Origin of the sequence: Streptomyces melanosporofaciens, assembly GCF_900105695.1 — a bacterium.
Classification (GTDB): Bacteria; Actinomycetota; Actinomycetes; order Streptomycetales; family Streptomycetaceae; genus Streptomyces; species Streptomyces antimycoticus.
Window position 1 is genome coordinate 1,701,334 of the sequence record NZ_FNST01000002.1, and the last position, 13,409, is coordinate 1,714,742.

Consider the following 13,409-nt stretch of genomic DNA (forward strand, 5'->3'; position numbering starts at 1 on the left):
CCGCTCAGCGATGTGCGAGGTCGTCACCGCGCAGGCGGTACGGCGGAGGCGGGCGAGCCCTTGGACGCGGTCGGCTCCGGGGCGGGCGACTCCGACCCCGAGGGCTCCAGGCGCGGCTGCCCGCTGGGCGAGCCGTCGACACCGCTGGTGGCGGGCGGTGGAGCGGGCTCCTGTCGGTTGCCCGAGGCGCCCCGGTAGACGGCCGTGAAGGCCAGGGCGACCACGCCGATGCCCATCAGGATGGCCAGCAGCCAGGCCACCGGGCGGTGCCAGCGGGCATGACCGCGATAAGGACGCCCCGCGCTGCCGTACCGCCCATAGGGGCCATAGGCGTCGTCCGCGTCCCGCCCGGGGCCGAAGCGCCCGTCGGGGTCGTCCACGCCGTAGAACTCGGCCTCCTGGCCGTAGCCGTCCTCGAAGAGCTCGTCCTCGGGAGGCACACCGGCCCTGCGGCGCCGGGACGCCTCGGCCTCGGCACGGGCCTCGGCGGCGGCCAGCATCCGCTCGATGGCGGTGGGCTCGTGAATCGGGGCCGACCGCACGAAGTCCTCGTCGAAGACCACGGCGGCGAACTCGTCGTTCGTCTCGCCGTGGCTGCGCTCGTCGGGCTCATCGCCGTCCGGGAACGGCTTGCCCCCCACGTCGTCCGGCACCCATTCAGAGTAGACCGGACGGGTCATTTTGGGCAGGGTGAAATGGTATTCGGGGGAAGATCCACCCCAGCGCCGCCGGGAATCGGGCACCCCCCGAACGGGTGAGTCAGCGGGTGTGGCCGTCGCCGGTGACGATGTACTTCGTCGATGTCAGCTCGGGCAGCGCCATGGGTCCCCGGGCGTGCAGCTTCTGGGTGGAGATGCCGATCTCGGCGCCGAAGCCGAACTGCCCGCCGTCGGTGAACCGCGTGGAGGCGTTCACGGCGACCGTGGTGGAGTCCACCAGCTGGGTGAAGCGGCGGGCAGCCTGCTGGGAGGAGGTGACGATGGCCTCGGTGTGCCCGGAGGACCACAGGCGGATGTGGCTCACCGCGGCCTCCAGGGAGTCCACGACGCCCGCCGCGATGTCGTACGAGAGGTACTCGGTCTCCCAGTCCTCGATCACCGCCGGGACCACCGTGGCCTTGGAGCCCTCCGCGAGCGCCATGACGCGCTCGTCCGCGTGGACCGTGACCCCGGCCTCGGCCAGCGCCTCCAGGGCGCGGGGCAGGAACCGGGGGGCGATGTCCTGGTGCACCAGCAGCGTCTCCGCCGCGTTGCACACGCTCGGCCGCTGGGCCTTGGAGTTCACCAGGATCTCGACCGCCATGTCGAGGTCGGCGTCGGCGTCCACGTACACATGGCAGTTGCCGGTGCCGGTCTCGATGACCGGAACAGTGGACTCCTCGACGACCGTACGGATGAGGGACGCGCCGCCGCGCGGGATCAGCACATCCACCAGGCCGCGGGCGCGCATCAGCTCGCGCACCGACTCCCGGCTCTCGCCCGGCACGAGCTGCACCGCGTCCGCGGGCAGCCCCGCCCCGCCCACGGCGTCGCGCAGGACCTTCACCAGCGCGGCGTTGGAGTGGGACGCCGACGAGGAGCCACGCAGCAGCACCGCGTTGCCCGACTTCAGGCACAGCGCCGCGGCGTCCACCGTCACGTTCGGCCGGGCCTCGTAGATGATCCCGACGACGCCGAGCGGCACGCGCACCTGGCGCAGGTCGATCCCGTTGGGCAGCGTGGAGCCGCGCACCACCTCGCCGACCGGGTCGGGCAGCGCGATCACATCGCGGACATCGGAGGCGATGGCCCGCACCCGCTCGGGGGTGAGGGTCAGCCGGTCCACGATGGCATCGCTGGTGCCGGCCTCGCGGGCCCGCTCCTCATCGGCCGCGTTGGCCTCGACGATCTCCTTGGTGCGCACCTCCAGCGCGTCGGCCATCGCCAGCAGCGCGTCGTCCTTGACGGCGCGCGGCAGTGGCGCGAGATCGGCGGCCGCGGCCCGGGACCGGTAGGCGGCCTGGAGGACCGGGGACTTCGGCCAGGGGTCGGTGAGCGGCGACGTGGGTGCGCTGGTCATGCACGAAGCGTACTGAGCCGACGGGCGGAAGCCGCGCGCTATTCCGCAGTTCGAGATGACATTCTCATATCCCGGCACCGCACATCCGTTCTCAGAACGGATGCACGCCCACCGGGGAGGCCGGCGGCGGCCCGTACCCCTCCGCGACCCGCTGGTGGTACGTATCACGGTCGATGACCTCGAGCCCCACGATCTCCCAGGGCGGCAGATTGGCCGAGGCCCGGTGCTCGCCCCACAGCCGCAGCGCGACCGCCGCGGCGTCATGCAGATCACGGGCCTCTTCCCAGTAGCGGATCTCGGCGTGATCGACCGCATAGCGGCTGGTCAGCAGGAACGGATGGTCATGGGCCAGCTGCTCCAGAGCCCTGCGGACCTCCCGCAGCGGCGCCTCGCTCCCCGAGACGCTGAGGGTGATGTACCACAGCCGGGACGCCTCGCCGCGCTCGGCGGCGTGCGCCATGGCGTCGCCGGTCGCGGCGTCGCCCGCTCCGACACTGGTCAGGGTGCGCTCCGCCGCCCCTCTGGGCGACGCCCCCGGGCGCCCTCGTCTCACCGGCGGCCTCCTGTAACTCGCTGCTCCGCTCACGCGCGGGCGGAGCACTCGTGACGGTGCCATGGCCGCGGCGTTCCGCTCGCTCTCCGCCGCGTCTCCCACAGCCGGCGCGCTGCCCCGCGCGACCCCGTTGAACAAAGTTGACCAGCCCTCGCCCGCCCGCGGGGCGCTTTTGAGGTTTTTCGGAGGTGGGTGTTTTTTGCGGGCTCGGTTCTCCCCCGGCTACCGCCGGGAGGTGCCCCGCCGGGGCGCTCGGGCCGCCGCAGCGGCTCAGTCCAGGACGACGAGGTCGTCGCGGTGGACCACCTCGCGCTCGTAGGCCGGGCCGAGCTCCCGGGCCAGGTCCCTGGTCGAGCGGCCGATGAGCTGGGGAATCTCCTTGGCGTCGAAGTTCACCAGCCCACGGGCCACGGGGCGGCCCCGGGTGTCCCGCAGCTCGACCGGGTCACCGGCGGTGAATTCGCCCTCCACGGCCGCGATCCCGGCCGGCAGCAGCGAGGTGCGCCGCTCCACGACGGCCCGTACGGCGCCGTCGTCCAGGGTCAGGGCGCCACGCGGCGCGGAGGCGTGGGCCAGCCACAGCAGCCGGTTCGCGGAGCGGCGGCCGGTGCGGTGGAAGAACGTGCCCGTATGGCGGCCGAGCAGGGCGTCACCGGCCCGGCTGGCGGAGGTGAGCACCACCGGGACCCCGGCCGCGGTGGCGATCCGGGCCGCCTCGACCTTGGTGACCATGCCACCGGTGCCCACCCCGGAGCGGCCCGCGCTGCCGATGGAGACACCGTCCAGGTCCTCGGGCCCCCGGACCTCGTCGATCCGGGAGGCGCCGGGGGTCCTGGGGTCACCGTCGTACAGGCCGTCCACATCGGAGAGCAGCACCAGCAGATCCGCCCGTACGAGATGGGCGACCAGGGCCGCGAGCCGGTCGTTGTCGCCGAACCGGATCTCGTCCGTGGCCACCGTGTCGTTCTCGTTGACGATCGGCAGCGCGCCCATGGCCAGCAGCTGGTCCAGGGTGCGGGTGGCGTTGCGGTAGTGGGCACGGCGGCTGGTGTCGTCCGTGGTGAGCAGCACCTGGCCGACCCGGCGCCCGTAGCGCGCGAAGGAGGCGGTGTAGCGGGCCACCAGGAGCCCCTGTCCGACGCTGGCGGCCGCCTGCTGGCGGGCGAGGTCGCGGGGGCGCCGGTCCAGGCCCAGCGGCGCCAGTCCGGCGGCGATGGCGCCGGAGGAGACCAGCACTATCTCCTTGCCGTTCGCGCCGCCCTTACTGTCGCCGCCCTTACCGTCGCCGTCCCTGCCGCCGTCGCCCTTACCGTCGCCGTCGAGCACCTTGGCGAGCACGTCGACCAGCGCGTCCACGCGGTCCGCGTCCAGGCCCCCCGCCGCGGTGGTGAGGGAGGACGAACCGACCTTGACCACGATCCTCCGGGCGGCGGCCACCTCGTCCCGTACGGCCGACCCGTCCTGCTCCGCCACGCCGCTCCCCTGCTCGTCCCCGGCTCACCACACGTCCCGAAGAAACGCATGCCCTACACACTCATCATGACAAGTGGGCAATCTACGACAGACGAGGCCCGGCCCGCCTCGGCATTTCAGCCCCCGGACACCATCCGCGCACACCGCCTCACACCGCCTCACACACCGGCGCGAGCACCCCGCGGGCTCCCTCGGGTGACCATTGACACCGATTGCGACCGGTTGGCACCGGCGCGGATTGTCACCGGGCGGGGCGTCGGCATACGGTCAGGGGTCCCCCCATCAGTCCCTCGCCCTCCTGCCAGGAGCCCACCCCGTGCCCTCTGCCGGAATCGCCCCACGCCGGGTCGTACAGCTGACGGCGCTGCTCGCGATGCTCGTGTTCTTTGCCACACAGCTCGTCGGCGCCGTGCTTCCGAACGTACCGCTTTTCATCGCCGCCTCGGCGTGCGGTCTCGCGCTCGATCTCTTCCTTCAGCACAAGCAGCCCGGTCTGCTGTCGCTGCTGGGCAAGATCCGCCTTGACGTCACGGTGCGCCAGCTGTTCCGCGACATGCTCATCATGGTCGGGCTGCTGCGCATCGAGGGCATCAATCCCCTGCATGAGCAGGCGCCCCTGACCGTGGGACTGCTGCTGTTCTACCTGGTGCACTTCGCCTGCCAGGCGGCGGCCATCCTGGTCCGCCGGAGCCGGCAGCTGCCGTTCGTCACGCGCAACATCGACGCGTCCGCGCTGCGCCTGAGCGAGGCCCCGCCGCGGCTGTTCGCCCGTCAGCACGGGCGCCGTCTGCTCCGTCTGGCCGCGCCGGTCACCGCCGGTCTGCTGGTCACCGCCGGCACCAAGGACGCCGTCTGGGGCGGTGCCGGTCTGGTGATCGGCCTGCTGATCGGCATCGGTGGCACGGCGCACCTCGCCACCTGGCTGCTGCCGCGCAAGCGCGTGGCGAACGAGGCCGCCGCCCTGCGGTGGCTCGACAAGTGGCTGGCCGACTACCAGCCGACCGTGGGCATGTACTTCTCCGGCGGCAACTCCTCGGCGTACCAGGCGAACATGTGGCTCTCCACGCTCGCCGCGCTCGACGGCAAGCCGATCATCGTGCTCCGTGAGCGGTTCATGGTGCAGAAGATCGACGCGACGGACGTGCCGGTCGTCTGCCTCCCCAAGGTGGCCCATCTGATGCGTCTGGAGCACTCGACGCTCAAGGTGCTGCTGCACCCGGCCAACTCCGGCAAGACCTCGCAGGTGCTGCGCATCCCCTCGATCAAGCACGCCTTCATCAACCACGGCGAGAGCGACAAGCTCTCCAGCTGCAACCCGTACGCCAAGGCGTACGACGAGGTGTGGGTCGCGGGTCCGGCGGCGCGCGAGCGCTACCAGCTCGCCGACATCGGCGTCGAGGACAAGGACGTCGTGGAGGTCGGCCGGCCGCAGCTGGCCCCCATCCGCCCCTACGCGGGCGTGCCCACCGGCGCCCTCGGCGGAGCCGGTACGGAACACTTCACCACCGTGCTGTACGCGCCCACCTGGGAGGGCTGGGACGGCAACCCCGGCAACACCTCGGTGATCCTGGCCGGTGAGAACATCGTCCGCGAGCTGCTCACCGACCCCAAGGTGCGCCTGCTGTACAAGCCGCACCCGATGACCGGCTCGGTGGACCCGCGCGCGGGCCGCGCCAACGACCGCATCCGGGCGATGATCGCCGAGGCGAACACCAAGCGCGGCGGCGACCGTCCCGGCCCGGAGGCCGCCGCCGAGCTGGCCCGGTGCGCCGATGAGCTCAACCGCCTCACCAGCACCGCCTTCCGCCCCAGCGCGGACGAGATCGAGCGCATGAAGCTCCAGGGAGCCCCGGACGGCGGCCGCGCGGCGGCCGTCACCGCGGCCACGACCGCCTGGGAGAGCGCCTATTGGGCCTCGCTGCCGGTCTGGGAGCACCAGATCGTCACCGGCCCGCGTCCGGCGATCTTCACCTGCTTCAACCAGGCCGACGTGCTGATCAGCGATGTCTCCAGCGTGGTCTCGGACTACCTGACGAGCGAGAAGCCGTACGCGGTGGCGAACACCAGCGGGATGACGGAGGAGGAGTTCCGGGCGGGCTTCCCGACGGTGCGCGCCGCCACGATCCTCACCCCGGAGGCCGAGGGCATGGCCGGGCTGCTGGAAGCCGTCCGCGACCCCGAGAAGGACACCCTCGCGGCCGCCCGCTCCGAGCTGAAGGTGCACCTGCTCGGCCCGTCCGACCCGCCGTCGCTGGTGCGCTTCAACCAGGCCACGCAGGCGCTGTGCGACAAGGCCGACGAGCGCCGGGCCCGGATGGCCACCCGGCTGTCCGACGAGATCCCCTCGCAGCGTGAGGCCCGTGACGCGGCGGAGGAGATGGAGCTGGAGTCCGGCTCGCCGGAGCCGGAGGAGACCGCGACGGTCTGAGACCGGCCGTACGCGCGGCGGCTGAGCGCGACCGCCGAGAGCCACGACGAAGGGCCCGGGAGATCCCTCCCGGGCCCTTCGTCGTACCACCTGCCGGGCGGCGCGGAGACGCCCGCTCAGAGCCCTTGAGGGGCCAAGGGGCGGCTACGCACCCCTCAGCCCCTCAGAACGCTTGGCGCCCACCCCGACGCGGCCCGCCCGCCCCTCAGAACGGCTTGAACGCGTCGTACTCCTGGTCCGCCTCGTCCCGCTCCACATCCCGCTCACGCCGCCGCTGAGCAGCCGGACGCGGCGCGTCGAAGCGGTGATCCTCACCGCGGCGGCCCAGCATCTCGGCGCCGGTCGCCAGGCTCGGCTCCCAGTCGAAGACGACCGCGTCGTCCGCGGGGCCGATGACGACCTCGTCGCCCGAGTGGGCGCCCGCCTTCACCAGCTCGTCCTCGACGCCGAGGCGGGCCAAGCGGTCGGCGAGGTAGCCGACGGCCTCGTCGTTGGCGAAGTCGGTCTGGCGGACCCAGCGTTCGGGCTTCTCGCCCAGCACGCGGTAGAAGCCCTCCTCGGCGACGACCGAGAAGCCCGCGTCGTCCACGGCCTTGGGCCGGATGACGATCCGGGTCGCCTCCTCCTGCGGCTTGGCCGCCCGCGCCTCCGCGACGATCTGCGCCAGGGCGAAGGACAGCTCCTTGAGGCCGAGATGGGCGACCGCCGAGACCTCGAGGACCTGGTAGCCGCGGGCCTCCAGATCGGGCCGGATGATGTCGGCGAGGTCCTGGCCGTCGGGGATGTCGACCTTGTTGAGCACGACGACCCGCGGCCGGTCGTCCAGACCGCCGTACTGGGCCAGCTCCGCCTCGATGACATCGAGGTCGGTCAGCGGATCGCGCTCGGACTCCAGGGCCGCGGTGTCCAGCACATGCACCAGCACCGAGCAGCGCTCGACATGGCGCAGGAACTCCAGGCCCAGGCCCTTGCCCTGGCTGGCGCCGGGGATCAGGCCGGGGACGTCCGCGATGGTGTAGACGGTCGAACCGGCCGTGACCACACCGAGGTTGGGCACCAGCGTGGTGAACGGATAGTCGGCGATCTTCGGCTTGGCCGCCGAAAGCACCGAGATCAGCGACGACTTGCCCGCGCTCGGGTAGCCGACGAGGGCCACGTCCGCGACGGTCTTGAGCTCGAGGACGACGTCCCCGGAGTGACCCGGCTCACCCAGCAGCGCGAAGCCGGGGGCCTTACGGCGGGCCGAGGCGAGCGCGGCGTTGCCGAGGCCACCGCGGCCGCCCTGGGCGGCGATGTAGGTGGTGCCCTGCCCGATCAGATCGGCCAGCACATTGCCCTGCTTGTCGAGGACGACGGTGCCGTCCGGGACCGGCAGGATCAGGTCGGTGCCGTCCTTACCGGAGCGGTTCCCGCCCTCGCCGGGCTTGCCGTTGGTGGCCTTGCGGTGGGGGCTGTGGTGGTAGTCGAGGAGCGTGGTGACGGACTGGTCCACGACCAGGATCACATCGCCGCCACGGCCGCCGTTGCCCCCGTCCGGCCCCCCGAGCGGTTTGAACTTCTCGCGGTGCACGGAGGCGCAGCCGTGGCCCCCGTTACCCGCGGCGACGTGCAGTTCGACGCGGTCCACGAAGGTGGTCATGACGGGTGCCTCCAGTTAATGCGGATTCAGGGGTGTTCTGATGTGCCTCACGCTCGTAACGCGCCGAGGGCGGACCCGCTTCCCGTCACGGGAAGAGCGGTCCGCCCTCGGAAAGGCTGTGCGATATCGCCCGGGCTGATTACTCAGCGACGGGGACGATGTTCACGACCTTGCGGCCCCGGCTGGTGCCGAACTGCACCGCACCGGCGGCCAGCGCGAACAGCGTGTCATCGCCGCCGCGGCCGACACCCGTGCCCGGGTGGAAGTGCGTGCCGCGCTGGCGGACCAGGATCTCGCCCGCGTTGACGGTCTGGCCGCCGAAGCGCTTGACGCCGAGCCGCTGGGCGTTGGAGTCGCGACCGTTCCGAGTGGACGATGCGCCCTTCTTGTGTGCCATCTCTCCTCAGTCCCTTACTTCGCAGCCGAGTCGATGCCGGTGATCTTCAGCGCGGTGTGCAGCTGGCGGTGGCCGATCCGCTTCCGGTAACCGGTCTTGTTCTTGTACTTCAGGATGTCGATCTTCTCACCCTTGTGGTGATCAACGACCTCGGCGTGAACCCTCACGCCGGCCAGCACCCACGGGTCGCTGGTGACGGCGTCGCCGTCGACAACGAGCAGAGTCGAGAGCTCGACGGTGTCGCCGACCTTGTTGTTGGCCAGACGGTCGACCTCGATGACATCGCCCACGGCCACCTTCTGCTGGCGGCCGCCGGTGCGCACGATTGCGTACACGCGGTTCTCACTCTCTCGCTAGAAATCAGGACCTCTGATGCCAGCCGCCCAACACGGCCCACGGGGGGTCGTGACAACCGAGGGATTCATGCGATTCACCATCGGCCGAACGGCCTCTTCCGGCGAAGCGGAAGGGATGTGCTCAGGGGTTTGGCGTATAGACGCCGAAGATTAAGGCTACCAGAGCCCGGAGGGGCACCCTGCCACGTGGCAGGGTGCCCCCCGGTCGGCCGGACGGCCGGGTCAGTCGTCGGCGGCGGCCGAGACCGACTGCGGAGTCTGCTGCTCCGCCGCCGCGGTCTTCTTCGTCGCCGTCTTCTTGGCGGTCGTCTTCTTCGCCGTGGTCTTCTTGGCCGCCGTCTTCTTCGCCGCCGTCTTCTTCTCGGCGGTCTTCTTGGCCGCCGTCTTCTTGGCGGGGGCCTTCTTGGCGGCCGCCTTACGGGCGGTCTTCTTCGCCGGCGCCTCGGACTCGGCCTCGCCCTCGGGCGCCACCTCCGCCTTCGGCTCGGTCTCCGACTCCGTCGAAGACGCGCTCACGACCACCACGGCCGCCTCCTCGGAGCCCGTCGGCGAGCCCGCGGGGGCGGTCACCTTACGGGTCACCCGACGGCGCGTACGCGGCGCGGGAACGGCCTCCAGCGGGGCCACGGACTCCGGCTCCTCGGTGGGAGCGGGGGCCTCGGCGACCGCCTCCGGCTCCGCCTTGGGCGCCTCCTTCGGCTCGTCGGCCACGACGACCACCGAGCCCTCCGGCTCCTTGGCGGCCTTCGGGGCACCCGCCGGAGCGGACGCCTTACGGGTGGCACGGCGGCGCGTACGCCCACGGGTCGCGGCGGCCTCGGCCTCCGCGGCGCTGCTGTACAGCTCTTCGTCGGCCGCGAAGACCGGCTCCGGCTCCGGCTTCGGCTGGGTGGCCTCCGCCGCGATCTCGGCCGCCGCCTCGGTGACGTCCTCGGGCTCGGCCTCCGCCACGGCGGCCTGCTCCTGCTCGGCCGGCTGCTGGGCGGCACCGGCCGACTTCTTCTTCTTGCGCTTGCCGCCACCGCCGCCGGCGGCCGACGCCTGGTCCATGTGGACGATCACGCCGCGGCCGTTGCAGTGCACACAGGACTCGGAGAAGGACTCCAGCAGCCCCTGGCCGACCCGCTTACGGGTCATCTGGACCAGGCCGAGCGAGGTGACCTCCGCCACCTGGTGCTTCGTACGGTCCCGGCCCAGGCACTCCAGCAGCCTGCGCAGCACCAGATCGCGGTTGGACTCCAGCACCATGTCGATGAAGTCGATCACGATGATGCCGCCGAGGTCGCGCAGCCGAAGCTGGCGCACGATCTCCTCGGCCGCCTCCAGGTTGTTCCTGGTGACCGTCTCCTCCAGGTTGCCGCCCTGGCCGGTGAACTTGCCGGTGTTGACGTCGATGACGACCATCGCCTCGGTCCGGTCGATCACCAGCGAGCCGCCGCTGGGCAGCCAGACCTTGCGATCCAGCGCCTTCATGAGCTGCTCGTCGATCCGGTAGGTGGCGAAGACGTCGACGTCCGAGGTCCACTTCTGGAGCCGGTCGGCGAGGTCGGGCGCCACATGCGAGACATAGCCGTGGATGGTCTCCCAGGCGTCGTCACCGCTGACGATGACCTTGGAGAAGTCCTCGTTGAAGATGTCGCGGACGACCCGGACGGTCATGTCGGGCTCGCCGTAGAGCAGCGACGGGGCGTTGCCGCTCTTCGACTTCTTCTTGATCTCTTCCCACTGCGCCTGCAGCCGGGCGACGTCGCGGGACAGCTCCTCCTCGCTCGCCCCCTCGGCGGCGGTGCGGACGATCACTCCCGCGTCCTCGGGGACGATCTTCTTGAGGATCTGCTTCAGCCGCGCCCGCTCGGTGTCGGGCAGCTTGCGGCTGATGCCGGTCATCGAGCCCTCGGGCACATAGACCAGATACCGGCCCGGGAGGGAGACCTGGCTGGTCAGCCGGGCGCCCTTGTGGCCGATCGGGTCCTTGGTGACCTGCACCAGGACGGACTGGCCGGACTTCAGGGCGGTCTCGATGCGGCGCGGCCCGTTGGAGAGCCCCAGCGCCTCGAAGTTCACCTCGCCCGCGTACAGCACGGCGTTGCGGCCCTTGCCGATGTCGACGAAGGCGGCCTCCATCGACGGCAGCACGTTCTGGACCTTGCCCAGGTAGACGTTGCCGACGTAGCTGGTTGCCTGCTCCTTGTTCACGAAGTGCTCGACGAGGACGTTGTCCTCCAGCACGCCGATCTGGGTACGGTCGCCGTTCTGCCGGACGACCATGACCCGCTCGACCGCCTCCCGGCGGGCCAGGAACTCGGCCTCGGTGATGATCGGAACGCGGCGGCGGCCCTGCTCACGGCCCTCGCGACGGCGCTGCTTCTTGGCCTCGAGACGCGTCGATCCCTTGATCGACTGCACCTCGTCGGCGCCGGACTCGGACTCCTTGCCGCGTCGCTCGCGGGGCTCCCGGGGCTCGCGGACCTTGACGACCGTACGCTCCGGGTCGTCACCGCCCGCCTCCGCCTCGACCGCGTCACCGCTGCGACGGCGGCGCCGACGGCGACGACGGCTGCTGGTGCTGCCGGAGCCGCCGTGCTCACCGGCCTCGGCGTCCGCCTCGTCCCGGCCCTCGCCCTGCTCCTCGGCGCTCTCGCCCTCGGCGGACGACTCGTCCTCGTACCGCTCGGTCTCGGCCTCGGAGCGCCCCTCGGCGCCCTCGCCCTCGGCGGCCTCGCCCCGGCGGCGACGCCGTCCACCACGGCGGCGGCGACGAGCCGGACGGTCGCCCTGCTCCTCATCGCCGTGCTCGCCCTCGGGCTGACCGGACTCGGCCTCGGCGGCCTCGGGCTCCTCGGCCTCCGGCTGCTCCTCGGCGGGCTCACCACCACGGCGGCGGCGCCGACGGCGGCCGGTGGCCACCTCGGGCTCGACGACCTCGGGGGTCTCCTCGGCCGTCGGCTGCTCCTCTTCCTCCTCCTCGGGCTCCTCCAGCGCGGCGGCGGCCTCGGCGGCGGCGCTCTCCGGCGTCTGGAAGACCGGCTCGGTGAAGACCGGCGCCTGGAACACGGCCGTCGGCGGGCGGACCGCCCGGCGACGCGAACGGGGCGCGGGCTCCGACTCGGCCTCGGCGGCCGGGGCCTCGGCCTCGGCGGTCTGCGGCTCCGGAGCGCTGCCCGGCTCCTCGGCGGTGGTGCCTCGGGTGGCGCGGCGGCGGGTGCGGCCGCGCGGCGCCTCCTCGGCCTGCGTACCGGCGGACTCCTCGGCGCTCTCGCCCCGCTGCTCGGCGGCGGGCTCCTCGGCGGCCTCGGCCTCCGCGGGCGCTCCGGCGGGGGCGGTGGCCTTACGGCTCGCACGGCGACGGGTACGGGCGGGCGCCGGGGGCACGGTCTCCGCCTCGGCCTCGGCCTCCGCGGCCTCATCGGGCTCCGTCGGCTCCACGGCCTCCGCCTCCGCGGGCGCACCCGCCGGAGCGGTCGCCTTACGGCTCGCACGACGACGCGCACGGGTGCGCGGCGCCTCGTCGGCCGGGACCTCATCGGCCGGGGCGTCGGCTGCGACTGCGGCTGGGGCCGTGGCCTCGTCACCACTGCCACCAGCGGCCGCCGCAGACGACGCGTCCGCGTCGGCGGCCTCCGCCTGCGGCGGGCCCGCGGGGGCCGTGGCCTTACGGCTCGCACGACGGCGCGTACGGGCAGGGGCCGCGGGCGCGGTCTCCGCCTCGGCCTCCGGAGCCGCTGCCGGCTCCTCGGCCCGCTCGGGCTCGATGGCCTGGTCCGGCGCCGCGGCCTCCGCGGGCGCACCCGCCGGAGCGGTCGCCTTACGGGTCGCACGGCGGCGCGTACGAGCGGGCGGAGCGGCCTCGGGGGCGGCCTCCGCCACGGGCTCGGCGGCGGCCTGGGTCTCCTCGCCGCCACGGCCGGCATCGGCCGTCACCACGGTCTCCGCGGCCTCCGGCGAACCCGCCGGAGCCGTCGCCTTGCGCGCCACCCGACGCCGCGTACGGGCGGGCGGAGCGGCGGATTCGGTGTCGGACCCGGATGCGGATCCACTCGCGGTGACCACGGCGGCGCCGGCGGCGACGGGCTCGGAAGCGGCCTCGGACGCGGCGACGGCAACGATCTGATCGGCCGGTATGGCCGGCGATGAGGGCGTGGTGACCTCGGCGCCGCTCACTCCGCCGACCGGCGGGCCGGCCGGGCGGGAGGCCGCACGGCGGCGGCGCGGCGGCAGGGTGTCGCTGGGCGTGCTCTCGATGGGATCCCCGGGCGCCGCGGCACGCGGCGCGGGCGGCCCAAGGGGCTGGACAGGTTGGGTCGGCTCAATTGGTTCGAGCATGCGGGCGTTTCTCCCGTCACGCTCCCGGGCGCCGCGCCTGCCTCCGGCCGGCAACCCGCGCACTGTGCGCGTGTGCCGCCGCCCGGGGCGCGGTCGCCGCACGGGAGCTGTCGTCTCGCTCACCGGGACCGAATGTGTCGGGACCGGCGAAAGTCTCCTGGTCAGTGCGCCAGCCGCACCCG

Annotated in this window: 9 protein-coding genes; 1 reads left to right on the forward strand and 8 read right to left on the reverse strand. The window is 72.7% G+C overall.

Annotation, left to right across the window (positions count from 1 at the left end; genetic code table 11):
- Window positions 1–23: 23 nt before the first annotated feature.
- The 4 genes from BLV72_RS10365 to proB form a co-directional block, all read right to left on the reverse strand.
- Window positions 24–653, reverse strand: a complete 630-nt coding sequence (locus BLV72_RS10365; RefSeq protein WP_244320717.1) for an SCO2584 family spore wall biosynthesis protein — start codon at window positions 651–653, stop codon at window positions 24–26.
- A 106-nt stretch (window positions 654–759) separates the two neighbouring features.
- Entirely contained in the window at window positions 760–2,058 is a 1,299-nt protein-coding gene (locus BLV72_RS10370; RefSeq protein WP_093461759.1) for a glutamate-5-semialdehyde dehydrogenase, read from the reverse strand.
- A 91-nt stretch (window positions 2,059–2,149) separates the two neighbouring features.
- Window positions 2,150–2,611, reverse strand: coding sequence for a hypothetical protein (locus tag BLV72_RS10375; RefSeq protein ID WP_093461761.1), 462 nt, complete (start codon window positions 2,609–2,611; stop codon window positions 2,150–2,152).
- A 270-nt stretch (window positions 2,612–2,881) separates the two neighbouring features.
- The gene (proB, locus tag BLV72_RS10380) at window positions 2,882–4,084 is read right to left on the reverse strand and encodes a glutamate 5-kinase (RefSeq protein WP_425288363.1); all 1,203 of its coding nucleotides are present in this window, start codon (window positions 4,082–4,084) and stop codon (window positions 2,882–2,884) included.
- Between the two features lie 316 nt (window positions 4,085–4,400).
- On the opposite strand from proB, the gene BLV72_RS10385 reads away from it, so the two are divergent.
- On the forward strand, window positions 4,401–6,512 hold the full coding sequence (locus BLV72_RS10385) for a hypothetical protein (protein WP_093461762.1): 2,112 nt from the start codon (window positions 4,401–4,403) through the stop codon (window positions 6,510–6,512).
- Window positions 6,513–6,717: 205 nt separating this feature from the next.
- Here the strand turns inward: BLV72_RS10385 and obgE are convergent, their stop codons facing one another.
- The 4 genes from obgE to BLV72_RS10405 form a co-directional block, all read right to left on the reverse strand.
- On the reverse strand, window positions 6,718–8,151 hold the full coding sequence (gene obgE / locus BLV72_RS10390; protein WP_059145720.1) for a GTPase ObgE: 1,434 nt from the start codon (window positions 8,149–8,151) through the stop codon (window positions 6,718–6,720).
- Between the two features lie 139 nt (window positions 8,152–8,290).
- Window positions 8,291–8,548 (reverse strand): 50S ribosomal protein L27, encoded by a 258-nt coding sequence (gene rpmA, locus BLV72_RS10395; RefSeq protein WP_014060683.1) that lies wholly within the window; start codon window positions 8,546–8,548, stop codon window positions 8,291–8,293.
- 14 nt (window positions 8,549–8,562) lie between these two features.
- Window positions 8,563–8,883 (reverse strand): 50S ribosomal protein L21, encoded by a 321-nt coding sequence (gene rplU / locus BLV72_RS10400; RefSeq protein WP_059145719.1) that lies wholly within the window; start codon window positions 8,881–8,883, stop codon window positions 8,563–8,565.
- 243 nt (window positions 8,884–9,126) lie between these two features.
- Complete coding sequence (locus tag BLV72_RS10405; protein ID WP_244320718.1) at window positions 9,127–13,227, reverse strand: Rne/Rng family ribonuclease; 4,101 nt, start codon at window positions 13,225–13,227, stop codon at window positions 9,127–9,129.
- Window positions 13,228–13,409 lie beyond the last annotated feature (182 nt).